This is a genomic window from Xanthocytophaga flava, assembly GCF_030068545.1.
Taxonomy (GTDB): Bacteria; Bacteroidota; Bacteroidia; order Cytophagales; family 172606-1; genus Xanthocytophaga; species Xanthocytophaga flava.
On the sequence record NZ_JASJOR010000020.1, the window covers coordinates 1 to 26,675 of the forward strand.

21 protein-coding genes are annotated in these 26,675 nt (G+C 38.9%); 12 read left to right on the forward strand and 9 right to left on the reverse strand.

Annotated features, from left to right (window positions below):
- Positions 1-242 precede the first annotated feature (242 nt).
- Complete coding sequence (locus QNI15_RS25155; RefSeq protein ID WP_314000205.1) at positions 243-554, forward strand: hypothetical protein; 312 nt, start codon at positions 243-245, stop codon at positions 552-554.
- Between the two features lie 39 nt (positions 555-593).
- Positions 594-1,325: a hypothetical protein gene (locus QNI15_RS25160; RefSeq protein WP_314034340.1), complete on the forward strand. Its 732-nt coding sequence runs from the start codon at positions 594-596 to the stop codon at positions 1,323-1,325.
- Between the two features lie 205 nt (positions 1,326-1,530).
- Here QNI15_RS25160 and QNI15_RS25165 read toward each other — a convergent pair whose 3' ends face one another.
- Positions 1,531-2,037 (reverse strand): hypothetical protein, encoded by a 507-nt coding sequence (locus QNI15_RS25165; RefSeq protein WP_314000200.1) that lies wholly within the window; start codon positions 2,035-2,037, stop codon positions 1,531-1,533.
- A 484-nt stretch (positions 2,038-2,521) separates the two neighbouring features.
- Between QNI15_RS25165 and QNI15_RS25170 the strand changes: the two genes are divergently transcribed.
- Complete coding sequence (locus QNI15_RS25170) at positions 2,522-3,094, forward strand: hypothetical protein (protein WP_314034342.1); 573 nt, start codon at positions 2,522-2,524, stop codon at positions 3,092-3,094.
- Between the two features lie 15 nt (positions 3,095-3,109).
- Here the strand turns inward: QNI15_RS25170 and QNI15_RS25175 are convergent, their stop codons facing one another.
- From QNI15_RS25175 to QNI15_RS25185, 3 genes are all read right to left on the reverse strand, one after another.
- Positions 3,110-4,969 carry an ABC transporter ATP-binding protein gene (locus tag QNI15_RS25175; RefSeq protein WP_314000195.1) on the reverse strand — a complete coding sequence of 620 codons (1,860 nt, stop codon included), beginning with the start codon at positions 4,967-4,969 and terminating at the stop codon, positions 3,110-3,112.
- A gap of 156 nt (positions 4,970-5,125) precedes the next feature.
- Complete coding sequence (locus tag QNI15_RS25180) at positions 5,126-5,524, reverse strand: NUDIX hydrolase (RefSeq protein WP_314034343.1); 399 nt, start codon at positions 5,522-5,524, stop codon at positions 5,126-5,128.
- 119 nt (positions 5,525-5,643) lie between these two features.
- Complete coding sequence (locus QNI15_RS25185) at positions 5,644-6,666, reverse strand: hypothetical protein (RefSeq protein WP_314000191.1); 1,023 nt, start codon at positions 6,664-6,666, stop codon at positions 5,644-5,646.
- 278 nt (positions 6,667-6,944) lie between these two features.
- On the opposite strand from QNI15_RS25185, the gene QNI15_RS25190 reads away from it, so the two are divergent.
- Positions 6,945-8,804 (forward strand): M61 family metallopeptidase, encoded by a 1,860-nt coding sequence (locus tag QNI15_RS25190; protein WP_314034344.1) that lies wholly within the window; start codon positions 6,945-6,947, stop codon positions 8,802-8,804.
- Positions 8,805-8,845: 41 nt separating this feature from the next.
- Here QNI15_RS25190 and QNI15_RS25195 read toward each other — a convergent pair whose 3' ends face one another.
- Positions 8,846-9,517, reverse strand: a complete 672-nt coding sequence (locus QNI15_RS25195) for a DUF2306 domain-containing protein (RefSeq protein WP_314000187.1) — start codon at positions 9,515-9,517, stop codon at positions 8,846-8,848.
- A gap of 140 nt (positions 9,518-9,657) precedes the next feature.
- Positions 9,658-10,491 (reverse strand): LytR/AlgR family response regulator transcription factor, encoded by an 834-nt coding sequence (locus tag QNI15_RS25200; protein WP_314034346.1) that lies wholly within the window; start codon positions 10,489-10,491, stop codon positions 9,658-9,660.
- 305 nt (positions 10,492-10,796) lie between these two features.
- Between QNI15_RS25200 and QNI15_RS25205 the strand changes: the two genes are divergently transcribed.
- Together QNI15_RS25205 and QNI15_RS25210 are read left to right on the forward strand one after the other, a co-directional pair.
- Positions 10,797-11,732: an alpha/beta hydrolase gene (locus QNI15_RS25205; RefSeq protein ID WP_314000182.1), complete on the forward strand. Its 936-nt coding sequence runs from the start codon at positions 10,797-10,799 to the stop codon at positions 11,730-11,732.
- A gap of 205 nt (positions 11,733-11,937) precedes the next feature.
- The gene (locus tag QNI15_RS25210; protein ID WP_314034348.1) at positions 11,938-12,951 is read left to right on the forward strand and encodes a hypothetical protein; all 1,014 of its coding nucleotides are present in this window, start codon (positions 11,938-11,940) and stop codon (positions 12,949-12,951) included.
- A 100-nt stretch (positions 12,952-13,051) separates the two neighbouring features.
- On the opposite strand, the gene QNI15_RS25215 is transcribed toward QNI15_RS25210, so the two are convergent.
- On the reverse strand, positions 13,052-14,137 hold the full coding sequence (locus QNI15_RS25215) for a fatty acid desaturase family protein (protein WP_314034350.1): 1,086 nt from the start codon (positions 14,135-14,137) through the stop codon (positions 13,052-13,054).
- A gap of 472 nt (positions 14,138-14,609) precedes the next feature.
- Between QNI15_RS25215 and QNI15_RS25220 the strand changes: the two genes are divergently transcribed.
- Together QNI15_RS25220 and QNI15_RS25225 are read left to right on the forward strand one after the other, a co-directional pair.
- Entirely contained in the window at positions 14,610-14,876 is a 267-nt protein-coding gene (locus QNI15_RS25220; RefSeq protein WP_314000177.1) for a hypothetical protein, read from the forward strand.
- Between the two features lie 71 nt (positions 14,877-14,947).
- The gene (locus QNI15_RS25225; protein ID WP_314000175.1) at positions 14,948-16,117 is read left to right on the forward strand and encodes an acyltransferase family protein; all 1,170 of its coding nucleotides are present in this window, start codon (positions 14,948-14,950) and stop codon (positions 16,115-16,117) included.
- A 53-nt stretch (positions 16,118-16,170) separates the two neighbouring features.
- On the opposite strand, the gene hemE is transcribed toward QNI15_RS25225, so the two are convergent.
- On the reverse strand, positions 16,171-17,199 hold the full coding sequence (hemE, locus tag QNI15_RS25230; protein WP_314000173.1) for a uroporphyrinogen decarboxylase: 1,029 nt from the start codon (positions 17,197-17,199) through the stop codon (positions 16,171-16,173).
- 258 nt (positions 17,200-17,457) lie between these two features.
- Here hemE and QNI15_RS25235 point away from each other — a divergent pair, with 258 nt between their 5' ends.
- Both QNI15_RS25235 and QNI15_RS25240 read left to right on the forward strand, forming a co-directional pair.
- A complete protein-coding gene (locus QNI15_RS25235) occupies positions 17,458-20,541 on the forward strand; it encodes a PVC-type heme-binding CxxCH protein (RefSeq protein ID WP_314000171.1) in 3,084 nt (1,027 codons plus the stop codon).
- A gap of 152 nt (positions 20,542-20,693) precedes the next feature.
- Entirely contained in the window at positions 20,694-21,821 is a 1,128-nt protein-coding gene (locus tag QNI15_RS25240; RefSeq protein ID WP_314034352.1) for a glycosyltransferase family 4 protein, read from the forward strand.
- A 14-nt stretch (positions 21,822-21,835) separates the two neighbouring features.
- Here QNI15_RS25240 and recF read toward each other — a convergent pair whose 3' ends face one another.
- Positions 21,836-22,939: a DNA replication/repair protein RecF gene (recF, locus tag QNI15_RS25245; RefSeq protein ID WP_314000167.1), complete on the reverse strand. Its 1,104-nt coding sequence runs from the start codon at positions 22,937-22,939 to the stop codon at positions 21,836-21,838.
- 392 nt (positions 22,940-23,331) lie between these two features.
- Between recF and pdhA the strand changes: the two genes are divergently transcribed.
- Positions 23,332-24,378 carry a pyruvate dehydrogenase (acetyl-transferring) E1 component subunit alpha gene (gene pdhA / locus QNI15_RS25250; protein ID WP_313983810.1) on the forward strand — a complete coding sequence of 349 codons (1,047 nt, stop codon included), beginning with the start codon at positions 23,332-23,334 and terminating at the stop codon, positions 24,376-24,378.
- 287 nt (positions 24,379-24,665) lie between these two features.
- Entirely contained in the window at positions 24,666-26,639 is a 1,974-nt protein-coding gene (locus QNI15_RS25255) for an alginate lyase family protein (RefSeq protein WP_314034354.1), read from the forward strand.
- The last annotated feature ends 36 nt before the right edge of the window (positions 26,640-26,675 follow it).

A 26,675-nucleotide genomic window follows, 5' to 3' on the forward strand; every position in this document is an offset into this window, starting at 1 on the left:
TCGGCTCTGATTGACAGCCCGTTTTCAGCCGATACAGAATCGCTTCTACTATCTGGGTTAACAATTCTATACTGCATTCTTTCCCTCTGGTGCCTACACTTAAATTTGCAACTATATAGGTGCGTATCGTATCTTTCGAAAGGATTTCCATTTAGAGTGATATTTTTTGGTTCGCATCTCAAAATTCACTCTTTTTCGGGAATCCTTTCCTTTTACTAAACAACTTCTTAGATAAATACTACATGACGTCTAAACAAATAAAAAATATACATTTAACAAGTGCTACAAAGGATAGCCTGTTGGGGTATTTCGATTTCAAAGGAGTACCTGTCTTAGTATTCAGTAATAAGGTGACCCCGTTATTTACTAAAACGAATCAGCAAAAGAAACTTAATTTTGTAGAAGAGATAATGGCAGTACCAACAGATAAAGAGGATGAAAATAAAATATCTCCCCCTCCTTCAAATTTTGAACCTACAATCTGGTATTATACCTTAAAAGTCAGAAAAATCATTTTTAATAAAGTAATCTTGGATACAAGAACACTAGAATAAAGCCAATTTCTGAGAAATAAGTACTTAAGTTGATAAAAAATGGATTATTATGATAGATATAAGAATGGACAATGTATTGAGGTCTGGAGTGAGTTAACAGAAATGCAAACATATTCTGTTGAACAACAAAAACAGATCGTTAACATACTGCAACTGATGTTTGATAGGGTAGAATATAACCTTAGTGCCATTGTTTCCCTTTTACCTGTGTTTGGCTATACATTTCATGATTTTGGAATACCTTCTTATCACGAAGCAACGCCCTATGAAATTGTTCAAAACTCAGGTACAAGAGAAGTTATGGAGTTAAACAATTTACTTAAACCCTATGGCAAACTACCAGTAGTTGTCCAATCGTTTTATAGAAGAATTAAGAGTATAGATCTGCGGGGATCATTTACCAGTTGGCAAGAGGCTCCTTTACTTGATGCGTTATATATTGAACCTGTCAAACATCTTATTTTACTTAATAACCTATCTGAGGGTGGGCTTAATCAGGATGAGGACAACAATTATTATATGCTATTTTCGCTGGATGAGTACATGAAAGAAGGAGTGAGTGGAGATGCATATGCGATATACCTAGATAAAGAAATCAAATTGGATAACTATCTCCTCAATTATCCATTAGAATGTACATTTGTAGAGTACTTACGAGATTGCTTTAAGTGGGGCGGACTGCCTGGACTGGCGAACATACAGGAGAAAGATATTCCCTCTGATATACTTACAGGTATATACTCTATTTCGGAGCGTCTTCTTCCTATTTAAACATGTATGCTGAGCTATACAAATAAGCAACTACTCATTATGGTTCATCCTGATAATACTGTTAACCATCTGTAACAAATAATGCTATATAGTGTGGAATAGAATCTCATAAAACTACTGTCAGAGTTCCTATTCCTACCCATCATGTTTTGGACAGGCTCTTGAAATTCTACTAAACTACAGATTTTGTACTAGCATTTCTATACTACTTGTTCTTTTCTTCTAGTTTGCCTAAGGATTGTCTTCTTATTAATTCTGCAATGCTTGTTCCATTATAGGTATGATCGTCGTACTCAATAAATGTTTCATCTTGATAATTGACTTTTAAGACTATGCTTAAATTCTCTTCGCCGTTTTGTGTGAAGTATATGTTAAGCCAATGTATAGGTCGAATGTTGTCAATGTATTTTGCAGGAGCAGATTGTAATATAGTACAAAAAGTTTCTATCGCTTTTTTATCAACTATTGTAAGTTTTGCATCATGGCTGAAACGCCACTCTTTATCACTCCATTTCCAACTGCCTTCGCGAATCTCGATTTTGCTTATTGACTTTGTGTTTACCAATGGTTTCTTTAAAGTGTCAAACCAGACTTCTCTAAAGTATAAAGTGTAAGAAGCTGTAATCACAAATAGTCCATTTGACACAATAAAAAGAATAATAAGCGTCTTGCGTTGTTTTTTATCAGTAAAAAGTTGTTTCCAGGTTACCATTCACTAAGATTGTTAATGCTAAATGTAGTGATCTTTTTCTAAGGTTTTTATCATTAAAAATATAAAAGCTTTTGTTTATCTTATTGCTCAACATTGTTTATTCAGCGTCAAAAGTAGGCTTTCATAATTAATAAATATCAATAGATTATGCTCAAAAGTTAAAAATAACTTCATAAATATTTAAATTCACATAAACACCTATTATTGACAACCTGGTATTGTTTGGCCAGGAGAATCTGATTGGTTCAACACTGGAAATTAGGAAACACAGGAGCAAGTGTTTGCCCAATGCTGTCAACGTAAAGAAGAAATACTCTAAAACGTACTCTCTTGCTGCCTTTCTGGAGGATTTCTATCGCTCAAAAAATAAAAGAGAAGAGGTAATCTCTTAGGTTGACAGATTTGAGCAGACATTCAATACTGATAACATAAGAAATTTTCGCTATTTTCGCCTTTCTAAAAAACGTTGGCTACAAACAAAACAATGAAATCCCTATCATTTAGTATAATTCCTACCCTTTTACTCCTAATAACCAGTTGTAACCAAAAACAGAATTACCAGTATGATACGTTTACAGTAGACACCACTTTAAGTAAGCAACTTGTTTTTCGCCTTATGGATAATGAATATGAGCTAACAAATCCATTTGATAAAGATACAATACCTCGTAAAACCACTTCTACTGTAACAATAGCAGTACTAAAAGACTCTCACGATCGGATGTATACAATGGACAAGCTAAGATGTAAAGCTAGCCTCAAAAAAGATACCCTGCGGATTACAATCGGGTATGCAGATGGTTTTACTGGAGCAGGTATCAGTATAAGAGCAGCCGGAAATACATTTACTACATTACCGTACCAATTTTATGATGTGATTACTGGCGAGAAAGAACCTATTATCCATATTGAAAAACAAAAACTGATGCTCAATAAAGCAGTCTACCAAGTAGGCGACAGTCTATACGGCCACCTTTACTTACGAACCATAGATACAGACTGCGTCAAAAAATATGCATCAGGCTTTTTCAGAACAGTTGTAACAAAAGAAGAATAAAGGGTAAAATGAATTTTATTGATACCCCCTCGCCTGTAATCTAAATAGCTCAGCATATCGACCATCGACTTGCAGCAGTTCCTCATGACTACCAATCTCCAGTAGTTCGCCATTGTCCAGCACCAGAATCCGATCAGCCATACGAACCGTAGAGAAGCGGTGTGATATCAGTACAGCCGTTTTCCCCTGAGTGAGTTCAGCAAAACGTTGAAACACTTCGTATTCGGCACGGGCATCCAGAGCGGCAGTCGGTTCGTCGAGAATCAGAACCTGTGCATCACGCATGTAGGCACGTCCCAACGCAACTTTCTGCCATTCCCCTCCTGATAACTCCACTCCATCACCGAAGCTACGTCCCAGCATCTGGTCATAACGAGCAGGTAGCTTTTCGATCACATGATTCGCCAGACTTTGCTGTGCTGAGGACTCAATGCGCGACAGGTTTTCTTTGTCTCCGATCTTGCCAATTGCAATGTTGGTTCCCGCAGTCATCTTAAATCGTACAAAGTCCTGAAAAATTACGCCTATATTTTCACGCAAGTCTTTCAGATCATATTCCCGCAGATCGCGGCCATCCAGTAAAATCCGTCCTTCTGTCGGATCATACAGACGCGCCAGCAACTTTACCAGTGTTGTTTTTCCAGCTCCATTCTCCCCTACCAAAGCCAGCTTCTCTCCCGGATGTAAGGTAAAACTCAGGTGTCGGTTTGCCCATCGTTCGGAGTTATGATACCGAAAGCCAACATTCTCAAAAACAAATCCCTGTTGAATTGGTCGGGGGAAAGGCAAGGCTTTCTCAAGAGAAGCAATATTGGGCTTTATATCAAAATATTCAAACAAATCACGTAAATACAGAGCTCCCTGTGATACACTGGAAAATCGGGACAAGATGCCTTCCAACAGACTTCGCAGTTGTCTGAAAGACCCTGCCAGAAAAGTCAGATCCCCGATAGAGATCTTCCCTCCTATAGTCCGCCAGATAATGAGCACATATGCCGAATAATAACCGATTGTTCCAATTCCGGAAAGCAAACTACCCCACGAAGCCCTTCGGATAGACAAACGTTTATTCTGTGTATAAAACTGCCAGGATAGTTCTTTAAACCGATTAATCAGAAAATCGGATAGTCCAAATATCTTTACCTCCTTTGCGGATTCATCACTAGCTCCCATATAGCGTAGATAATCCAGTTCCCGACGTTCAGGAGTCCACCCTCTCACCAGCGAATAACTCTTCTCATTGAAATAGTTCTCACCCAAAAAAGAAGGAATTACAGCCAAGAGCAAAACCACAATCAGCCAGGGATTAAATGCAATCAGTCCACCTGCCAGAAAGAACATCGTAATTGTATCCTGTACCTGTCCAAGCACCTGAGATAACAGTACAGTACGACCAATAGTCTGCTGACGAGCCCTCTCCAACTTGTCATAAAATGTAGGATCTTCAAACTGTTCCAGGTCCAGTGTGGCTGCATGCTCCATAATCTGGACAGAGGTCTTGTTGGCAAACAAATCACCCAGCAAACTATCTATCAAGGCAATGGATCTACCTAAGCCATCTGACAGGATAGCTAGTCCCAGCTCAGCACTGATAAGCCACCATAAATGTTCATGATCTGAACCATGGGATTGTTTGGTCTGAAGAATCACCTCATCAATAATCAACTTTCCAATATAGAGTATTAGTACAGGTATAGCAGCCCGAAAAATACGTAAGATTACATTGGCAATAAATAAAGAGGGAGAGGCATCCCAAACCATGTGAAAGAAAGCAGGCAGGTTGCGTAAAGCACCTAGCCGTTCCCGTAAAGTTACTTTCTCATCAGTTTCATTACCTGGTCTGCCACTACGACCAGTACTAGAGCGAATCGCCATGTATAAAAATCTACTACGTTAAAACCCGATTGGATGTACGAATAATGACACACCATAGGTGTAACAAATTTTCCAGGAAAAAGATCATACACAAAAAAGGTCTGAACAGATGTCCAGACCAGCAAGATATTCTTGACCATTGTACTCTATAAAATATCAGGAAAGCAAATCCTTCTCTTTCAAAAAGTCAAATATAAGTTTATCCACTTCTGAAATTTTGTCCTTATCGCTATAATTTAACCAGGTTATTTCTTCAATTTCAGAGGCAGCACTTATCTCTCCAGTATATTCTGCCATATAACAGGTCATTTGTACCATAGTTCCTTCCGGATGCCCGTGTGCCTGCGCCTGAAATACTCCTACTAATTGCAGCGTATCGTTAGTCAGGTTAATACACAACTCCTCATTGATTTCTCTGCACAAAGCTTCTACATCAGTTTCACCAAGTTCTCTTTTTCCTCCGGGAATATAGTATTTGTCCTTGCCATAGGTTCTGGTAGAAAGGATAGATTTATTTTTTAACTCAATCCAGGCAAGTTTGTCAATTGTTTTCATGTAGTTAACAGGTGAAATAGTTTGATACCAATATAAAGCAAAATAGTAAAAAGACTGTTAGTCAAGTACACGAAAAAAGCCCGACTTGTAGCCAGGCTCCTGTATTAAATAGATAATAATTATTTAATGTCATTTAGTTTTGCTCTTACCTGCTCCACTACCTTCTTTTGTTTTTCAATCTCTTCCTGTGCTTTTTTCTGTTCTTTTAGATTGGCTTCTATTTCTTTAGGGATTCGCTCTCTGTCTGCTGCATTCTTTGCCAGCTTGTTTTGCAGGTCTGTTTTTTGACGACCGTTCTTTTCCTGATCTTTGTGCAGGCTCTCTCCATTTTTGATGGCTTTATCCCTTTCTTTCTCACGTGCCTTCAACTCTTTTTCAGAAGCTTGAATTTCTACAGGCATATCTTTTTTCTTCTTTCCTACATAAACTACCCCAGCTGAATCCAGTGAGGACTTTACAGAAGTCATAACTGTCTGCTGTTTTGTATAGGCATCTGCAGTCTGTTTTTGCTCGTCCTTGTTCAGGAGAATGTCACGAACCAACTGGATAGAATCATTATGATTCTTTACCATCTGCTCATCATAATTGATCTTGTCTTTTTTGTTCTCCTCCAGATCTTTTTGTAAACCTTCTCCTTTGCGCACCAGTTGTTCATTGGTACGAATCCTCTTATCGAGTTCTTTCTGTGCTACTTCCACCTCACGATTCACTTGTTCGCGATACATTCTTACACCAAAGTCGTGCAACAAGTCTACAGCTGAGGAATATTTGGAATGTGCAGGATCTGTAATAAAGGCAGCATCGTCTTTTAAGGAATAGAAAATAGTTGTAGCCCCATCACTACTGGTAACTTTGCTGGTAATAGCTATGGGAGCAAATGAAAGATTTGGCATCTTGCCTACAGCAACGGAATATACATTCTTGCTGCCTTTGGGAGTTTCAACCTTGCCATATTCTTTCAAAAATTCTTTCCAGCCTTTGGTCACATATTTTTCATCAATATACAATACAGTTTGCACGCCTTTTGCTTCATTACTGATAATAAATTCAGTAGCAGGCTTTACTGTAACTGTCTGAGCCTGCACGGTAAACAAGGCACCTAACAAGAGTAAGCTCGTGCTCAGCGTAAAAAAGATTTTCATAGTGGATACATTTAAACGAATAACTATTTTTAGAACATTCAAAAGTATAAATTTTTATTCAGGTTCGTCGTTATTATCATAATATCCGTATATATTTCTGATCACCGCTTATCCGGGGTCACGTCCGTTTATTGCAATGCCTTACTATAAATTATAATTATTCTCTAATTTGCAATATTGCACACAAATTGTACCATTAAAGTCTCTACGTTATCGTTGTAGTATTTTAATTTTTGACAAAACATTCTCATTTTAATCATTTCTTGAATTTGTTCTCAATGAAAAAAATTCTGTTCAGTTGGGTAATGAGCCTGACAATCGTTGTTACGGCATGGGCAGTGGAGCCACCCAAAACTCCTTTTTATCAGTTTACGATTGACCTTACCAAAGTAAAGCAAGATAAGGTAGGTGTTAATCTTATTGTTGCACCCCAAACCAAAAAAGAAGTTATCTACTACCTTCCCAAGATAGTGCCTGGTACTTATGCAAACTATGATTTTGGCCGATTTGTTTCTGAATTTCAGGCAAGAGACAAGCAAGGCAAACCGCTACAAATAGAAAAGGTAGATGAAAACAGCTGGAAGATTAAGCAAGCCAATCTGTTACATCGTATCAGCTATACAGTAGAAGATACTTGGGACACAGATCTTGAAGGTGAGTTTGTATTTGAGCCAGGTGGGACAAACATTGAAGAAGAAAAAAACTTTGTTTTAAATACACATGGCTTCTTTGGCTATCTTGACGACCAGAAACGTGTATCATACGAAGTGAACGTAGTGAAACCTGCAGGTTTTTATGGATCTACACCCTTGAACACATCCAAGGTAACAGGAAATACAGATACATATCTGCTTAATTCATATAATGAACTGGTAGATTCCCCCATGATGTATAACAAACCTGATACTACTATACTGAAGGTTGGAGGAGCAGATATTCTGATTTCTATTTATTCACCCAACAAAGTAGTATCTGCTAAAGAAGTAGGAACAAACATTGGTCCTATGCTGGAAGCGCAAAAGCAGTATCTGGGTGGTAAATTGCCTATTAAGAAATATGCTTTCCTGATTTATCTGTTTGACAAACAACCTAAGTCCGGCAAACTGGGAGCACTGGAACACTCCTATTCTTCTCTATACTGCCTACCTGAATATAGTGCAGCAGAATTGTCTCAGACCATTCGGGATGTGGCTTCACATGAGTTCTTCCATATTCTGGCACCGTTAAGCATTCACTCAGAGCAAATTCACTATTTTGACTTCAACAAACCTCAAATGTCCAAGCATTTGTGGCTCTACGAAGGAATGACTGAATATTTTGCAGGCCATATGCAGGTAAAAGAAGGTTTGATTGATTTGCCTAAATATGCTGAAATGATACGTGATAAGTTTTATGCTGCAGATCAATACAATGATTCTCTTCCGTTTACAACCATGAGCAAAGGCTGTCTGGATGTATACAAAGACCAGTACGACAACGTGTATCAGAAAGGTGCGTTGATAAACCTTTGTCTGGATATCAAATTGCGCCAACTATCAGGTGGGAAGTATGGGGTACAAAACTTAATGGCAGATCTGGCTAAAAACTATGGCAAAGACAAGCCATTCAAAGATGAAGAGTTATTTAGTGTTATTACCAAACTTACCTATCCTGAAATCGAAACATTCTTTAAACGGTATGTGGATGGTCCGGAACGTTTGCCTCTGGAAGAATGCTTTGCTGCTGTAGGTATCACATACAAAGCCAATGGAGGTAAAATCAAAACCATATCTATGGGTAACATAGAAATGGGCTTCAATGCTGCTACCAAACGTCTGGTGATTGCCAGTACCTCGAAGATGAATGATTTTGGCAAAAAAATGGGCTATCAGGAAAAGGATGAAATTGTCTCTATCAATGGCAACAATGTAACTATCGAAAATGTACAGCAGGTATTTACAGAGTTCAGAGAAAAGACCAAAGAAGGAGATAACCTGGAAATGGTAGTAGCTCGTCAAGGTGCAGATGGAAAAGAACAACAGGTGAAGCTACAGGGCAAAGTACAGGCTGTAGAAGTAGAACAAAAACATTTGTTTGAACCAATGGCTAATCCTACACCTGAACAAATTGCTCTACGAAAAGCGTGGATTAATCAATAAGATATAATAAAAGTCCTTGGTGATATCACCAAGGGCTTTTATTATGCTAACTTCATCTTTTTACGATAGTACCGAGTCCAGATACCAATTCCTATTCCTCCTATGACTCCGGGAGCTATCCAGGCTACTAATGGAGGGATAAACTCTACCTTGGAAGCATTTACTACACAAAAGGCTGTTAAGGTTGCCAGATAAGCCCCCATAATACGACCCATGTGTAGGAAAAACCAAGCCATTTTCTCCGGAATGGCCTTCTTGCGGTATACCTGTAGATCATGTGAGGCAATACGAGCATAAAAAACGCCAAAGACTGCATAAAGTATGGCAAAGGATGTATTTCCTCCTGTAAAGTTCCAGACAGCAAGCCCTATCATACATACACCTGCCAGAAGACCTATTCCTGAAATAATCCAATCGCCCAGTGTAGGAAGAATCTCTTTTTTCTGTTTGGTCGCCTGTATACCTGTATAAGTCAGATAAAAGCTGAATATTCCGATAAACGCTAAGAATAGCAGAAATGGACGATATGGTTTAATTATGTAGGTTACCAGAGCCGAAGCAGAAACCATATACATAGCCCATACATAAATACGTCCTGCATTGATATGTAACTTACCTCCTTTTTTAGCAAACATTGGAATCAATCCGACAGTAAGGGCGGTAAAACCTGCCAGAATGTGAATATAAAGTGTTAGTTTTTGCAAAGCTTCCATGTGAACAAAATGTGTTTTTTGGTTTGGTCTCTGCAAAAGTAGAAGGAGGATTGGGAGCCCGCAATAGCAAAGGGATAAGCAGGCAGGCTTTGGGACAATTGACACGAAATGGGACTAAAAACAAGCTTTTGGGACGTTTGTCAAACCTTTTGAAGTACTTCCAGTACTTGTTTGGCATATTTTCGCGCTACAGGTATAGCTTCTTCCTGTCCAGAAAGATGAAGTTTGTATCCTTGTGCATTCCCTGAAATACGTGTTACCTGTTCCAGATTTACAATATACGAACGGTGACATCGGATGATATCCGAAACAGACACCTGTGACTCAAGACGGGTAAGACTACTCCGGATTAGCTCTTTGGTGATTCGTCCCTCTGTTTGTATACACACCGTACAATAATTATCCGCACTTTCTATATATAATAGCTGAGAGGACTTTACTACTAACCGATCTTTTTCATTCTCTGCAATTAATTCCACTACGGAGAATTCTGGATAAACAGGGGAATGTATCTCAACAGGTTTGGAATAATGTCTCAGCCGGACAATGTAATTTGCCAGAACAAAGCCTGTTGTTGGAAAAATACCAATGGAGAAAGTAGTAATAGCGGTAACCAGGAAGTTATGAAACCGGAATGTTGCGGTATCCAGTATCCACATATTATAAAGGTAATTTCCTATGGTAACACTAAGTAGAATAAAAACTACCCAACCTATTTCTTTCCAAACTTTCCAGCTTTTCTCATTAAAAAATGAATTCCATTGCAAACGAATTCCATAAAAATCAATCAACAATACGAGTATTGTTACCAGACCATATCCGGCAATCTTGAGAACCTTGTACTCAGTATTCCATTGGTAAATTCCAAAAGGCTGAAAGAACACTAAAAATCCCGCCACAAACAATCCCGCCAACACAATTCCTATACTATCTCTTTTTGTTACTTCCCGAAAAGGATATGGTTGATTTAACATACATCAGGTACTAGCTAAACAATTTCCACAAAAAACACCACGAAGATAAGGTGAATCAAGGATTCTTACTCATTGATGAAATCACATTGACAAACTTTTAACCTATTCACTAACTTAACGCTCTATGAATCAATGCAATTCAATAGAAAAAATCAGATAACAAGGATTTTTACATTCCACAACTTTAGGACTCTTCTCTCCTATTATATAACAAATTCCAGTTTACTTTTTGATAAACTAAAGGAACCATTGTATCTTTTGCCTCCTATCCTATCTATCAGATCACTTTTATACCTGATGAACGTATGCAACTAAAACATTTTATCAGTTTATCTTTTTTATGTATTGTGACCACTACACTTTTTGCTCAAACTCCTGCTACAACCGTGTCAGCTACAGTTCCTGAACCTATATTACTCTGGCCTGAAGGCGCTCCGGGAGCCTTGGGAGATACTGATGAAGACAAGCCAGCCATTTATCCCTTTCCCGCTCCCAAAGAAACAGCTACCGGGGCAGCAGTGCTAATCTGCCCTGGAGGCGGTTATATTAATCGTGCCATGGAACATGAAGGCTATGACCTTGCCCGTTGGTTTAATCAAATGGGTATTACAGCTTTTGTACTCCGATATCGGGTTAATAATGCAGAACACAAGAAATATGGCTACCCACATGCTTTCCATGATGCTACCAGAGCCATGCGAACCATACGCAGTCGGGCTAAAGAGTGGAGTATCGACCCTGACAAGATTGGGTTAATGGGTTTTTCAGCAGGCGGACACCTGGCATCGATGCTCGGCACACACTTTGATAATGGAAATTCCAAAGCCAAAAATGTGTTAGATAAAACCTCTTCACGTCCCAGCTTCCTAATGCTGATTTATCCGGTTATCTCCTTCACAACTCCTTATACCCACCGTGGATCAAGAGATATGCAGATTGGTCCGGACTTGGATTCAACACTGGCCGAATACATGTCTACCGAAAATCATGTGACCAGCTTTACCCCTCCTACCTTTCTGATGTATACAGATGATGATCCGGTACTGGCAGATAATGCAGTCTTATTCTACATGGGTTTACGTAAAGCGAAAGTCCCTGCCGAACTACATATATATGAAAAGGGTGGACATGGATATGGTATGGCGAATGGTATAGGCAAAGCACCTAACAACCCTATTCTGGCTACATGGACAGACCGTCTCAAAGACTGGCTTAAAAATAGAGGTGTTGTCAAAAAATAGTAAATTCTATAGGAACTGTATTATAAAATGTGAGTAATCAGGCAGTTGCCTGAACTACTCGCATTTTTTTATTTTTCAATAAGATTTCCGAAAAGCACTCGATTGTTATTCTGTCACTTTATAAGGACTATCCGTTTTTCTATCGTATTTTTGACGACTAATTGTCCGATTGCTATTCTCCTACAAAGAGTTTTATATGATAAAAATGTCTGTAAAAACAATCCTCCTGCTAGTAGTTATATTAGCAGCCTCCTGCAAAAAAGATGATGAGTCCATAAAGAAAATTGAACCTACTGTATATGTTGGAGGAGATGGACAATTTGGGAATCATTCTCAGATAAAATACTGGAAAGATGGTTTAGAAGTCCCTATGAGTACAGATGCATATGGAGGTATTAGTCTGTCAATGTTTGTTGATGGCAAAGATGTCTATGTTGCAGGGCAAGGGCTTACAGGTTATAGTTTAGGTGCTAAATATTGGAAAAATCAAACAGCTGTGAACTTAACAGAAGAGCATTCTTCTATTCTTAACGATATAGTAGGAATTGCAAGGGATATTTATGTCTTTAACAAAGATGTATATGTAGCAGGTTATGAATGGAATGGAACGGAGAATGTCGCCGCCTATTGGAAGAACGGAGAATCTGTCCACCTCAGTAGCGACCCACATTCTGAGGCAACCTCAATTTTTGTGACAGAGACAGATGTATATATAGCAGGTAATGAATGGAACGGAAAAAACAGTGTAGCAAGATACTGGAAGAATAGAAAAGTTGTGAACCTAACAGATGAACCTAGCAGTGCTCAAGCTATTACTGTTGTAGATAATAATGTATATGTACTTGTTAACAGCTACGACAAAGGAATCAGTTACTGGAAAAATGGAACTCAGATAAAAGTGACTAGTGGAGAGCCTAAAACCATTGCCTATGATTTTTTTGTGTCAGGCTCTGATGTATATATAGTTGGAGGAGAGTGGAATGGAGAAGATTATTTAGGCAAATACTGGAAGAATGGTGTTGGAACAGATATTAGAGATAAAGATAGTTATGCAATTACAACCTGTATTTATGTACTGGATGACGATATATATATAGGTGGATATTTATCTCCATATGGTAAGCCCGCTACTGCAGTTTACTGGAAAAACGGAGTGATGACTAAATTAACAAATGGTACCAGCTCTTCTTTTGCATCAGACATTTGTGTTATCAAATAATGGTATAACATTATATAGCGACTTACTAAATTAGTTGAGTAAAAAACAAAGCCCTTCCGGATATACCAGAAGGGCTTTGTTTTGCCTTTACAGTTTGTTTTCAAACTAATACAGCTGCAGGCTGTTTTCCCAATTCTTTCATCATGCGTACATGTGAAGCCAGTGCCCCACTCATGGTAGAAAACTCATGATAGGGTAAATTATACTCCTCACAGGTAGCTTTCACAATATGGCTAATTGCTGGATAATGTATGTGGCTAATGCGAGGGAATAAATGGTGCTCTACCTGATAATTCAATCCACCAACAAACCAGGATACGATCTTATTACCTCTAGCAAAGTTTGCAGTTGTACGAATTTGGTGTACAGCCCACTCATTTTCTATCTGAAGAGGTTCTGTACCTGCAAATTCAAATTCTGTATGTTCAACAACGTGAGCTAACTGGAACACTACCGCCAATGTAAGTCCCATAGTGATGTGCATAAAAGTAAATCCGATGGCCCAAGCTTGCCAACCCACTAAATATACAGGAACACCAATATAGAATATAGCATACAGGACTTTGCTTACCCAGAAAATGATATGTTCATTTCTGTCCATTTTCTGAAGTGGAGTGGTAAATACTTTCTGTTTAAAGTATTTATTGAAATCCATCAGAAATATCCAGGCAAACGAACTGATGCCATAGACCAGAAACACATAAAAATGTTGGAAACGATGTGCCGGAACCCAAGTTTGTGTATGACATTGACGCATCAGGGGGCTTTTAGCGATATCATCATCTACCCCATCTACATTGGTGTAGGTATGATGAACAATGTTGTGCTTGAACTTCCAGATAAAAGCGTTGCCTCCTAAAGCATTTAGCGTTAGACCTAAAAGATCATTTACCCACTTCTTGCTTGAATAACTTCCATGGCAGGCATCGTGCATGATATTGAATCCAATACTTGCCAGTACAAACCCCAGCAAAGCACTCAAAGCTATACCTGGTAAAATGGACATTGGAACGGTCAGCAATAGTAAATACAAAAATATTGCAGACGGAATTAGCACTGCCGTTTTTAAGTAAAGCTTCCAGTTTCCGTTTTTTTTAATATTGTTTTCAGAGAAATACTGATCAACAGAAGATTGGAGGGCACGATAGAAACTAGTGTTTTTACGACTGAATGTGACTTTGGGCATGAAACCGAGTTAAACCTGAAAGATAGAGAAGAATTAAATTTTAATAACTAGTGGTTGTTTTGCTAACGCATAAATTACCTACAAGGTATATCTTTATTGCCACATATTTTAAAAAAATCAAAAATTATCTGGCTTATGTTCAAAAAAATCAATTTGGTACTAAAATCTATTGCGGTTATTCTTGACCAATCATACCCAATAACAGGTATCGTACAGAATTTATTGCCCAAATAAAGATATTTTTCTTGTAGCTTATTACCACATTATGCTTTCAGAACTTGTGTATGATTACAGTAAGAGTAAAATACGGAAAAAGAAGGTAAATGGTTTTGGTAACACTCAATTAAATAATTTTATTTATGCGAAATGCAAAACTATAGATGCTAATGTACGTATACTATCAATACCCACTTCAACAGGTGATAAAGATAAAGTATACGTTTTGTGTTAATCAAGTTAAACTCCTCAACTGATGCAGATTCATACACTTACTATCTCCAATACAGAGGGTGGTCTGACAGACCTTCACATTTGCACAGATCCAGGTATGCCAGCAACAGCAGGATTATGGATTACAGATGTGAACTATATAATGCTTGGTAATGATCGATGGCTCGAGTGGAATGAGATCTATGGTCATAGTGAAAAGCAAAAAAGTTTCCTTGCAAAAGTAGAAAAACACTCCTTACAAGACATTACTTCCAATATAAGCATGACATCACCATTGAGAAACCGCTAAAATTTCAGAGAAGATAGGTAGAAAACAAGCTAGAAAGTAGTAAATTTTCGAATTGAAAAAACTTACTATTTATGCAAACCCTTACTTCTACTTCTGAACCTTTAGTAAACAAACCTTCTTCTCCGCGATTTCTCTCTCTGGATGTCTTTCGTGGTATGACTGTTGCCGGAATGATTCTGGTAAACAATCCCGGAAGCTGGGAATATGTATATGCCCCATTAAGACATGCATCCTGGAATGGCTGTACACCTACTGATCTTGTTTTTCCATTTTTTCTCTTTGCAGTAGGCAATGCCCTGAGTTTTGCTATTGGGAAATATGTGTCAGAAGGTACTGGCAAAGTGCTACAAAAGATCTTTACACGTACTCTGCTGATTTTTGGGATAGGACTACTACTTAACTGGTTTCCGTTCTTCAAGTTACAGGATGGAGAATGGGTTTTCAAAACATTTGACAAACTACGGATTTTTGGTGTATTGCAGCGAATTGCACTTGCCTACATGGGCGGAGCATTGGTTGTTGCATTTTTTAAACCCAAACAATCGTTTGCTATAGCTTGCGGGCTCCTGATTGGATACTGGCTTATTTTGCTCGGCTTTGGGGATCTGACGCTGGAAGGAAATGCTGTGCTGAAACTGGACAAATGGTTACTTGGAGAAGATCATTTGTACCATGGGTATTACAGCGAAGTTCTGAAACAAAACATTGCGTTTGATCCGGAAGGATTACTTAGTTTTATACCTGCTATCGCATCTGTGATATTTGGTTTTCTGGTAGGTAGATTCATCAAAGAGAAAGGCAACACATATGAAATGCTTTCCAATCTGTTTGTATTCGGTAGTCTGGCTATATTTATAGCCCTGTGCTGGAATATGGTGTTTCCAATTAACAAACCCATTTGGAGCAGTTCTTATGTATTTCATACAACAGGATTGGCTATGATACTACTGGGAGTTATTATTTATCTGGTTGATCTAAAAGGATACAAAGGATGGACTAACTTCTTTGTGGTCTTTGGTAAAAATCCACTTTTCATTTATGTCTTGTCAGGAATTATTCCCAAACTTATGTCATTGGTTCCTGTTGGAGACACTAATTTGTCCGGGTGGCTTTATAGTGGAATACTCCAACCTATAGCTGGTGATTACAATGGATCTTTACTATTTGCTATTCTAAATGTACTCTTCCTCTGGTTTATAGGTCTGATGCTGGATAGGAAGAAGATTTATATTCGTGTATAAATGATCCAACACATTAGTAATGAAAAAGCCCTGTTTGTAACAGGGCTTTTTCATTAGTGACTATAGGCTTTTACTGTTTCAATGAAACAACGAACTTTATCCGGATCTGTGTCGGGATAAACACCATGTCCCAGATTAGCAATATGACGTTGAGGGCCAAAAGCTTTCAGCATATTCTTTACTTCTTTCTCTATTGTCTGATAGTCTGCATACAATACACATGGATCAAGGTTTCCCTGAAGTGTTTTATCAGGCCCTACCAGTTGCCGAGACTCTGCAGGGTCCATTGTCCAGTCTAGTCCTATGGTATCACATTCTAGCTGGGCTATCTCGGTACGGGCAAACCATGCATCTTTGGCAAAAACCGTTTTTGGAACTTCCTGAATAGCTGCACAAATCTGTTTCAGATAAGGTAGAGAGAAGGTACGGTATTGTTCCGGACTCAGAATGCCTGCCCATGAATCAAAGATTTGTATCAGATCAGCTCCTGCTGTAATCTGCCCTTTCAGGTAAGCAATGGTACTGTCTGTAATCTTTTGAAGCAGTGTATGTGATAATTGAGAATCAGTGTACAACATCCGTTTTGCTTTGGAAAACGTCTTGGAACCACTCCCTTCAATCATATACGCAAATATTGTCCATGGAGCACCTGCAAATCCAATTAATGGGACCCGATTATTCAAGTCACGTTTGGTAATCCGGATGGCTTCCAGTACATATCCCAGATCCGTTTCTGCATCAGACACTTTCAGTCTGTCTACATCAGCCTGAGTCTGTACAGGATTTGGAAACCAGGGTCCTCGTTTCTCTATCATTTCATAGGGCAACCCCATAGCTTCGGGAATCACCAGTATATCAGAAAAAATAATAGCTGCATCTACTCCCAGAATATCTACTGGCTGTATAGTTACTTCTGCTGCAAGTTCTGGAGTAGTAGCCAGGCTAATAAAACTACCTGCTTTTTCACGTACAGCCCGGTATTCGGCCAGTATTCGACCTGCCTGACGCATCAGCCACACAGGAGTACGTTCTGTTTTTTCACCACGGGCCGCCCGTAGTAATAAATCATTTTTCAATGTCATATGGCAAAGGTAATAAGAAGAGCGAATAAGGCAGAATGCGAACAAAAGAAAAAATAGAATCCAACTAGTTATATTCTTTTACCTTCAGACAAGATCTATTATTGTCATATAAACAAGTATTTGCCGATTACTCTTAAACAAATCCCATTAATGCTTTAATATGTACAATAAAATACATTAAATTTACATCTCTTTGTAGAATCCCAGTTCTGATTCTTTGACCTATTATATACTTTTCTGTATCCTTAGTTATCACTTATGAAAATCACCAAAATTCATGGTGTTTCTGCTGGCTTGTTAGGAATGTTGCTGTTTGCAAGTGCCTATCAGACAAATACTACCACCCGACCACCAGAAACTGTACTGGATAGCTTGTATCGCCAGCTAACAGATGAGCAGAAACGACTTCCTGAAAATGCATTACTAGGCCTTAAAATAGCCGATGGCCTGGATGCTACCTTGTTTGCATCGGAACCTACTATCACCAACCCAACCAATATAGATGTAGACGCAAAGGGACGTGTCTGGGTATGTGAAGCGTATAACTACAGGCCTGCCATCAATGGTAATCCTAGTCACAAGGAAGGCGACCGCATTATGATTCTGGAAGACACCAATGGTGATGGGAAATCAGATGTTAGCAAGGTCTTTTACCAGGGACCTGAAATTAATGCGCCACTGGGTATCTGGGTAATGGGTAATAAAGTATTGGTTTCCCAAAGTCCATATGTCTATTTGTTTACAGATGAGAATGGTGATGATAAAGCAGATAAAAAAGAGATTGTTTTTGAAGGCATAAGTGGCGAACAGCACGATCATGGGATGCATGCTTTTGTATTTGGTCCTGATGGAAAATTCTATTTTAACTTTGGAAATGAAGGACAACAGTTAAAGGATAAAGAAAACCGATTTATCAAAGATATAGAAGGCAATGAGATCGCTGTAAAAAACTATAAACAAGGTGTAGTATTTCGCTGTGATCCTGACTTTAAAAATCTGGAGGTACTGGGACAAAATTTCCGGAATAATTATGAAGTAGCCGTAGATTCCTATGGTACTCTCTGGCAATCAGACAATGACGATGATGGAAATAAAGGTGTTCGTATTAATTATGTAATGGAATATGGAAACTATGGTTATACAGATGAAATCACAGGAGCAGGATGGCAAGCCAATCGTACGAATATTGAACCAGAAATCCCTCGCCGTCACTGGCACCTCAATGATCCGGGTGTAGTACCTAATTTATTACAAACAGGTGCTGGCTCTCCTACAGGAATGGTGGTATATGAAGGCACATTACTTCCTGAACCATTCCGCAACCAGATGATTCACTGCGATGCAGGTCCTAATGTAGTTCGTTCGTATCCTGTTTCTAAAGATGGTGCTGGTTATAAAGCATCTATTGTAAATATAATGGAAGGTGTACGAGATCAATGGTTTCGGCCATCTGACGTATGCGTAGCTCCTGATGGTTCATTATTAGTTGCCGACTGGTATGACCCGGGTGTAGGTGGACATCAGGCTGGAGATCAGAATCGTGGACGAATTTTTAGAGTTGCCCCATCCAACACACCCTATAAGATCCCTACTTATAATCTAAGTACAATAGAAGACGCATTGAAAGCATTGGAAAACCCAAACCTTTCTGTGCGCTATCAGGCATGGAATGCTATACATAACATGGGTACCAAGGCAGAAAAAGCACTTTCTAAATATTATAAAGCAAACATTCAGAATCCACGTCTGCAAGCACGTGCATTATGGTTGCTAACCAAGATAGATGGTAAAGGCAAAAAATATGTAGAAACGGCATTAAAAGATGCCAATCCGGATATTCGAATTACAGCCTTACGTGCTGCACGCGAGTTGAAACTGGATATTATACCATATGTAAAACAACTAATCAGTGATCCGGATGCTCAGGTACGCAGAGAATGTGTGATTGCACTCCATCATAACTCCAGTACGGATGCACCTGCTTTATGGGCAAAGCTGGCACAACAATATGATGGAAAAGACCGCTGGTATCTGGAGGCTTTGGGCATTGGTGCGGATAAACAATGGGATAGCTATTTTTCAGCCTGGTTAAAAGTAGCAGGAACAGATGCGGACGTGACCGCAAGTCCTGCCAACCGGGATATTATCTGGCGTGCACGTACAGGGCAGGCTGTACCTCTTCTTGCCAAGCTTGCCTCTGAGTCTTCTACAGATATTAGTCAACGTTTACGTTATTTCCGGGCATTTGACTTCATTCCAGATGTCAATGCCAAATCGATAGCACTGCTGAAAATGCTGGAAGGAAGTAACTCAGACCAGACTCAGGTTAACAAATTAGCACTCAATCACCTGGACCCAGCATCTGTCCGTCGTTCTGAAACAGCAATGAATGCTCTCAGAAATGTACTGACATCCATACAGGGTACACAGGAATATCTGGAACTAGTAAGCAGATATGAATTGGAAGAAGAAAATGATCGCTTACTGAAAATGGCGTTGGAAAAAAATGGGGATCGTCTGGGCAGAGATGCTGCTGGACTACTGCTAAAACAGAATGGCGGCACCAAAGTACGGGAGATCATCAATGGTAAAGATGAAAAACAGGCAGTAGCGATGCTGACTGCTTTACGATCAGTAGGTAGTAAAGAATCCCTCCAAATTCTGGAAGGAACGGCTTTTAACTCTAAAAATTCTTTGTCTCTAAGAAGAGAAGCAGCTGGCCGTATCGGCAATAGCTGGGATGGAGAAGAACGGGTATTGACACTGTTAAAAGAAGGTAAAGTACCTGAAGAACTAAAAGCTTCCCTTGTCAATAGTGTAAGCGGAGCCTGGAGGAAAAGTGTGAGAACTGAAGCAGCCAGCTATCTGGGAAAAACAGCTACAGTACAAAAACATCCTGCACTGGATCAGATGCTGACTATGAAGGGTGATGCGACGAATGGTGTTACCGTATTTAAAAATAATTGTTCGGTTTGCCATCAGGTCAAAGGAGAAGGTATGGACTTTGGACCAAAACTAACTGAGATTGGCAGCAAGTTGCCCAGAGAGGCTCAATATATTTCTATCATGCATCCGGATGCCGGAATCAGCTTTGGTTATGAAGGATATGAGATAAAGCTTAAAGATGGGAGTACCATAGCTGGCATCATTGCCAGCAAAACAGAAACAGATCTCCAACTGAAAATGCCGGGAGGAATAATAAGCAATTATAAGATGGCTAAAGTTGCCTCTATCAAACAAATGGAGAGTTCGATGATGCCCTCAGGACTAGCAGATAATATGACTACACAGGAACTGGTAGATCTAGTTGCTTATCTGGTATCATTAAAGAAAGCAAACTAGTACATAAAACACTATTATCTTTTTTCGATGCCCTGAATAGAACTTTTATTCAGGGCATCGGTCATTTAAGAGAAGGTAACAAGCCATCAGGAAACATCTTATGATAAATTTTATTCATATTTGCAGAGAACTCTAGCCTGTTATGTCTCTATATGATTACTAAGAAACGTATTACCTACATTGTATCTAATATCAACAAAGCATTGGCTTTTGAATGGGTAGTACAGTATCTGAGCAAAGATAAGTTTGAACTGAGTTTTATTTTGCTTAATCCGGGAGATTCTGTCCTGGAACGTTTTCTTATTGAGCACAAAACACCTTTTATTCGCATTTCCTATCATGGAAAAAAAGATTTACCAGGAGCGATATCTCAGATTCGACAATTTTTAAAGAAGAATCAAACAGAGGTAGTGCATTGTCACTTGTTTGATGCAAATGTTGCGGGACTCATTGCAGCCAGATTAACAGGAATAAAGAAACGCATCTTCACCCGTCATCATGCTACATTTCACCACCAATACTTTCCCCGTGCAGTTTGGTATGATCGCTTTATCAACCGGATGGCATCAGATATTATAGCTATTAGCGAGAATGTAAGACATGTACTAATTAAAAAAGAGAAGGTCAACTCTAACAAAATCACGTTAATACATCATGGTTTTGAACTGGAGAAGTTTAGAGAAATATCAGAAGAAAAAGTAAATAAGTTAAAGGATAGATATAAAACACTGGGTAAGTATCCTGTAATTGGAGTAATATCCAGATATTTTGAATTAAAGGGTATTCAATATATTATTCCAGCCTTTAAATCACTGCTTGACTCCTATCCCAATGCACATCTGGTACTAGCTAATGCTACTGGAAATTATAAACAGGAAATCGAACAGTTATTACAAACGCTTCCACCCAATAGCTATACAGAGATACCATTTGAAGAGGATCTGTTTTCTCTCTATCAAACTTTTGACATTTTTATCCATGTATCTATTAATACAGATATTGAAGCATTTGGACAAACCTATGTAGAAGCTTTGGCTGCAGGAATTCCATCTATATTTACACTTTCCGGAGTAGCTGCAGAATTTATTCAAGATGGTAAAAATGCATTGGTAGTTCCTTTTAAAAATAGCGATGCTATTACAGATGCATGTAAAAAAATATTAGCTGACTCCAACCTTCAGAATACGCTGATTGAAAACGGAATAAAAAGTGTAGAGGAGCAATTTGCTTTAAAACACATGATCTCCAAACTAGAGAGTCTCTACTTAGAAAATTCCTGATAAGCCGGTGCACTTTACTTCTCAATCTCAAACATTCGCACATCGGTAGCCAGTGAAGCAAAGATCTGGCGACTTCGTTCAGGACGGGCGTCTGTGATAAATAGCTGTCCAAATGTCTGATTCGTAATCATTTCAATGAGTTTATTGATCCGAAGGTCATCCAGTTTATCAAATATGTCGTCCAGCAATAAGAGAGGTTTTGAGCCTTTTTCTTTTTGCAGGATCTCAAACTGGGCCAACTTTAAGGCAATGACAAAAGACTTTTGCTGGCCCTGAGATCCAAATTTCTTTAGTGCATAACGACTTATCTCAAATACAAAATCATCTTTATGTACGCCTTTGGTTGTACGCTGTAGTTGCAGATCCCGTTTCATAGCAAAGGAGTAATCATATTTAAAGCTGCTTTCAAATAACTCCGATTCATAAATAAGATCTACTTCTTCACGGCTTTCGCTGATAAACGCATAATATTTTTGCACCAGTGGTACAAAACTCTGGATAAACTGATGGCGTTTCTGATGTATCACATCTCCTAAAGGCAGAAGCTGAGTATCAAATGTTTCCAGCAAGTCTTTGTCAAAATAGTTGCGTTCATAAAATTGTTTAAGCAAACTATTCCGGTGCTTCATTACACTGTTGTACTGCATCAAGGTATCAAGATACTTATGATCCAGTTGAGACAGCATATTATCAAAAAACTTACGACGTAACTCACTGGTGTCTCGTATAAGATCTGTGTCATCAGGGGAGATAAGTACAACAGGGAATCTTCCAATATGCTCGCTCAACCGCTCATAGGCCTTTTTATCCAGCATCACTACTTTTCGGCTTCCGATTTTCAGACTACAGGTTACCTGCTGCCCTCTGGCAGAGGTCTCACCAGAAGGTATTTCTTTAAACACACCATCAATCATAAAAAACTCTGCACCATGCCGGATACATTGTGCATCTGTCTGACTAAAAGCACTTTTAGTTAGTGCCAACATATAAATGGCATCTAGCAGACTGGTTTTTCCACTTCCATTTATACCAACTATACCGTTGACCGAAGGGCTAAGGGTAAGAGAGAGTTCTTCGTGATTCTTAAAATTAAGTAGCTGTATTCGCTCAAGGTACATATTCCAAACTATAGGTTCTGAGTCAGAAGAGATGTCCTGTACATCCCTGTTGCTGAATAGGTTTCCAAAATACTATCTTTTTCTTTATCCCACTTCTTCTCGTGTACACTTTTGTCTTTTTTCTATCATCTTTCGCGTATAAACATTTTTTGTGTATTTTCGCAGGGCTATTGGAAATCGGTGTCAGGTTTCCACAAAAAGCCTCTATTTCTCCTGAAATACCCTTTTTAAAACAGTGTACCAAATTACCTGCTTTAAACTAGTAAAGGAGTGATTCCATTTAGTTAGTAATTTGCACAATTTGCTCATCTACTTATTTATTAAATATGGCAGTTAAAGAAACAAAGGCAGCGAAAGCTAAAACAAACGAAGCATCCAAGAAAAAAGACCCTTTGGCAACAGTAAGTGAAGGGGCTGCAAAAGCAAAAAGCAATGGTGCAAAAAAAGCAAAAGCGTCATACCCCCGGGAAACATATATGTACTGGTATGAAAGCATGCAGTTGATGCGGAAGTTTGAAGAAAAAGCAGGGCAGTTGTACGGACAACAAAAGATTCGTGGATTTTGTCATTTGTATATTGGTCAGGAAGCATGTGCGGCAGGAGCAGTATCTGCTTTAGAAAAAGGAGACAAATACATTACAGCCTATCGTGACCATGCTCATCCGCTGGCATTGGGAACAAGCCCTAATGCAGTAATGGCGGAGTTGTTTGCAAAGGCTACTGGTATTTCTAAAGGAAAAGGTGGTTCTATGCACATATTTGATAAAAGTGTAGGATTTGTGGGTGGACATGGTATTGTAGGTGGACAGATTCCTTTAGGTGCAGGTATTGCATTTGCAGAAAAATATCAGGGAACTAAAAACCTGTGTATCTGCTATATGGGAGATGGTGCTGTACGTCAGGGAGCTTTGCATGAGGCATTTAATATGGCAATGTTGTGGAAATTACCTGTTATTTTCTGTATTGAAAATAATGGATATGCAATGGGTACTTCTGTATCCCGTACTTCTAATGTAACAGATCTTTACACATTGGGTGAAGCCTATGATATGCCGGCTGAGCCAGTAAACGGTATGGATGTAGAAGCTGTACATGATGCGATTTCCCGTGCTGCTGATCGTGCCCGTAATGGCGAAGGTCCGACATTGCTGGAGCTACGTACCTATCGTTACAAAGGACACTCTATGTCTGATCCTCAGAAATACCGTACTCGGGAAGAAGTAGAACAGTGGCGTTTACAAGATCCTATTGAACTAGTAAAGAAAACCATTCTGGATAACAAAATGGCAACAGAAGAGGATCTGAATGCGATTGATGAGAAGATCAAAGAACAGGTTGATGAATCTGTACGTTTTGCAGAAGAGTCACCCTATCCAGATCCATCCGAAGCATTCAAAGATGTATATGCAGAGCCAAACTATCCATTTATAATGGACTAAGAATACTTGGGTTAAGAATCGGAAAGCCTCCAGCAATGGAGGCTTTTTTAATTGGTAATCATTGAGATTTGAGAGAACTTGTAGTTTTTGATAATCAAAGTAACATATAGTGATGCATAGTAGATAAACGAAGCATAGAATACTACAGTAGATATACAATTTGGGAAGTCATACAGGATACAATTTATTTTGTGCTATTATTTCCTGAACTTTGTTGACTCTTTTACAACTCAACAGGAAAAGAGACCTTATTTCTGATTTAAAGAATCATCTATACCTTTTACTCATTGAAAAAAGTTATTCTTCTTTCCCGGCTTATTCGTCAGATGGGCTGGAAAGCTTTTCTATTTCGTGTTTCGTACGAACTAAAGAAACGCAGTGGTCTTTTACAAAAAGCCTTTCCAACTCAAGTTCCTTTTACTGCATTTACTACATTGGAAAGCTGGAAAGTGCAACCCGTACATTTTTTCTTTCCTTCCAGAGAAGCATTAACACAAGCCCCAAAAGATGTTGTTTTAGATGAAAGCACACTGGAATTGCTTTCGGTAGAGAATGAACTAATCAATACAGGCCATATTCCTTTTTTTAATGCAAGTTTCCAATACCTGGGAAAAGACTATAACTGGCTAACTCATCCAGAAACAAAGTATCAGTATTCACCTATACAACACTGGTCTACCATACGGGAACTTGACCCTAAGATTGGCGATATCAAGTTTGTATGGGAAAAATCACGCTTTGCCTACTTGTATCCTGTGATCCGATATGATTTTCATACACAGACAGATCGGGCTGCATTTGTTTTCCATGAAATAGAAGACTGGATTGAAAAAAATCCTCTGAACTGTGGACCTAACTATGTATGTAGCCAGGAAACTTCTCTACGGATTCTAAACTGGACGTTTGCTCTTCATTATTACAAAAACTCTCCTGAACTTACCGAAGATCGGTTTCAAACCATTATTCATTCTATTTACTGGCAAGCCCAGCATGTGGCAGCAAATATAGATTTTTCCAGAATTGCTGTCCGGAACAATCACGCCATCACAGAATGTCTGGGACTATACCTGGTAGGCTTGCTTTATCCTTTCTTTCCGGAAAGTGCAGACTGGAAAAAAAATGGAAAGCAGTGGCTTACTGAGGAAGGTTTATATCAGATCTATGAAGATGGGTCGTATCTACAGTTCTCTATGAACTATCATCGGGTAACAATGCAACTGTTTACCTGGGCATTTATTCTGGCAGAACGCAACGGAGATCGTTTTGAGGATAAACTGTATGATAGAGTATATAAATCGCTGAATCTATTGTATCAACACCAGGATACTGTTACCGGGCACTTACCCAACTATGGAGCAAATGATGGCGCATTATTCTTCAGACTCAATTCATGTACCTATCGAGATTATCGTCCTCAGTTAAATGCCCTGTACTACTTCTTCCATCAAAAGCCTTTGTATACGAATGGTATCTGGAATGAAGATGTATTCTGGTATGGACTCCAAGTACAAAGAAAACAAACATTTTCTTTTCCTGCATTTCCCAAAGACCAAAGTTTTGCATCGCCATTGGCTCTGGACAAAAATTCTGGCAGACAAACAGGCTTCTATGTACTGCGTGATCCTGATAAGTTTGTATTTGTTCGGTGTGGTAATCACCCTGACCGTCCATCACAAGCGGATAATTTACATGTAGATATTTGGTATAAGGGTATTAATCTGATGCGAGATGCAGGATCGTACAAGTACAATACAGAACCAGGTTTGTTAAAATATTTTATGGGAACAGCCTCTCACAATACCATTCAGTTAGGTGATCAGGATCAGATGTTAAAAGGAGGACGCTTTATATGGTATTACTGGAGTCAGTCTGCAGGAGCAACGTTAACAGACCAAGGAGATCATATTGTATTTGAAGGGAAAGTGCATGTATATCAACAAGTTCATTCAAAGATCTTTCACCATCGTAAGATCGTCCAGTATAAGAATGAACTTCGTTGGGAGATAGAAGATACCTTACTTCTGCCAGAAGAGATCAAACAGAAGAACCTTCCAATATATCAGCGCTGGCATCCACATCCGGATTTCGAGACTCAGGGTTGGAAGATTGTGTGTGCAGATAAGAATGGGAATTCTATTGCTCTCCAAACCAAAGATGGCTGGTATTCTTCTTTTTATGGAGTCAAAGAACCTGTAACTGAATGGTATTACGAAAACAAAGAAGGGTATTTTAAGACAACAATTTTTCATGTAAAGTCCTAATCCTCTGCCCAGGATTAGGCTTTTTGTCTAACAGGA

Coding starts and splice junctions, on each gene's coding strand:
- QNI15_RS25155 (WP_314000205.1), top strand. CDS start 243: ATGACGTCTAAACAAATAAAAAATATACATTTAACAAGTGCTACAAAG.
- QNI15_RS25160 (WP_314034340.1), top strand. CDS start 594: ATGGATTATTATGATAGATATAAGAATGGACAATGTATTGAGGTCTGG.
- QNI15_RS25165 (WP_314000200.1), bottom strand. CDS start 2,037: ATGGTAACCTGGAAACAACTTTTTACTGATAAAAAACAACGCAAGACG.
- QNI15_RS25170 (WP_314034342.1), top strand. CDS start 2,522: ATGAAATCCCTATCATTTAGTATAATTCCTACCCTTTTACTCCTAATA.
- QNI15_RS25175 (WP_314000195.1), bottom strand. CDS start 4,969: ATGGCGATTCGCTCTAGTACTGGTCGTAGTGGCAGACCAGGTAATGAA.
- QNI15_RS25180 (WP_314034343.1), bottom strand. CDS start 5,524: ATGAAAACAATTGACAAACTTGCCTGGATTGAGTTAAAAAATAAATCT.
- QNI15_RS25185 (WP_314000191.1), bottom strand. CDS start 6,666: ATGAAAATCTTTTTTACGCTGAGCACGAGCTTACTCTTGTTAGGTGCC.
- QNI15_RS25190 (WP_314034344.1), top strand. CDS start 6,945: ATGAAAAAAATTCTGTTCAGTTGGGTAATGAGCCTGACAATCGTTGTT.
- QNI15_RS25195 (WP_314000187.1), bottom strand. CDS start 9,517: ATGGAAGCTTTGCAAAAACTAACACTTTATATTCACATTCTGGCAGGT.
- QNI15_RS25200 (WP_314034346.1), bottom strand. CDS start 10,491: ATGTTAAATCAACCATATCCTTTTCGGGAAGTAACAAAAAGAGATAGT.
- QNI15_RS25205 (WP_314000182.1), top strand. CDS start 10,797: ATGCAACTAAAACATTTTATCAGTTTATCTTTTTTATGTATTGTGACC.
- QNI15_RS25210 (WP_314034348.1), top strand. CDS start 11,938: ATGTCTGTAAAAACAATCCTCCTGCTAGTAGTTATATTAGCAGCCTCC.
- QNI15_RS25215 (WP_314034350.1), bottom strand. CDS start 14,137: ATGCCCAAAGTCACATTCAGTCGTAAAAACACTAGTTTCTATCGTGCC.
- QNI15_RS25220 (WP_314000177.1), top strand. CDS start 14,610: ATGCAGATTCATACACTTACTATCTCCAATACAGAGGGTGGTCTGACA.
- QNI15_RS25225 (WP_314000175.1), top strand. CDS start 14,948: ATGCAAACCCTTACTTCTACTTCTGAACCTTTAGTAAACAAACCTTCT.
- hemE (WP_314000173.1), bottom strand. CDS start 17,199: ATGACATTGAAAAATGATTTATTACTACGGGCGGCCCGTGGTGAAAAA.
- QNI15_RS25235 (WP_314000171.1), top strand. CDS start 17,458: ATGAAAATCACCAAAATTCATGGTGTTTCTGCTGGCTTGTTAGGAATG.
- QNI15_RS25240 (WP_314034352.1), top strand. CDS start 20,694: ATGATTACTAAGAAACGTATTACCTACATTGTATCTAATATCAACAAA.
- recF (WP_314000167.1), bottom strand. CDS start 22,939: ATGTACCTTGAGCGAATACAGCTACTTAATTTTAAGAATCACGAAGAA.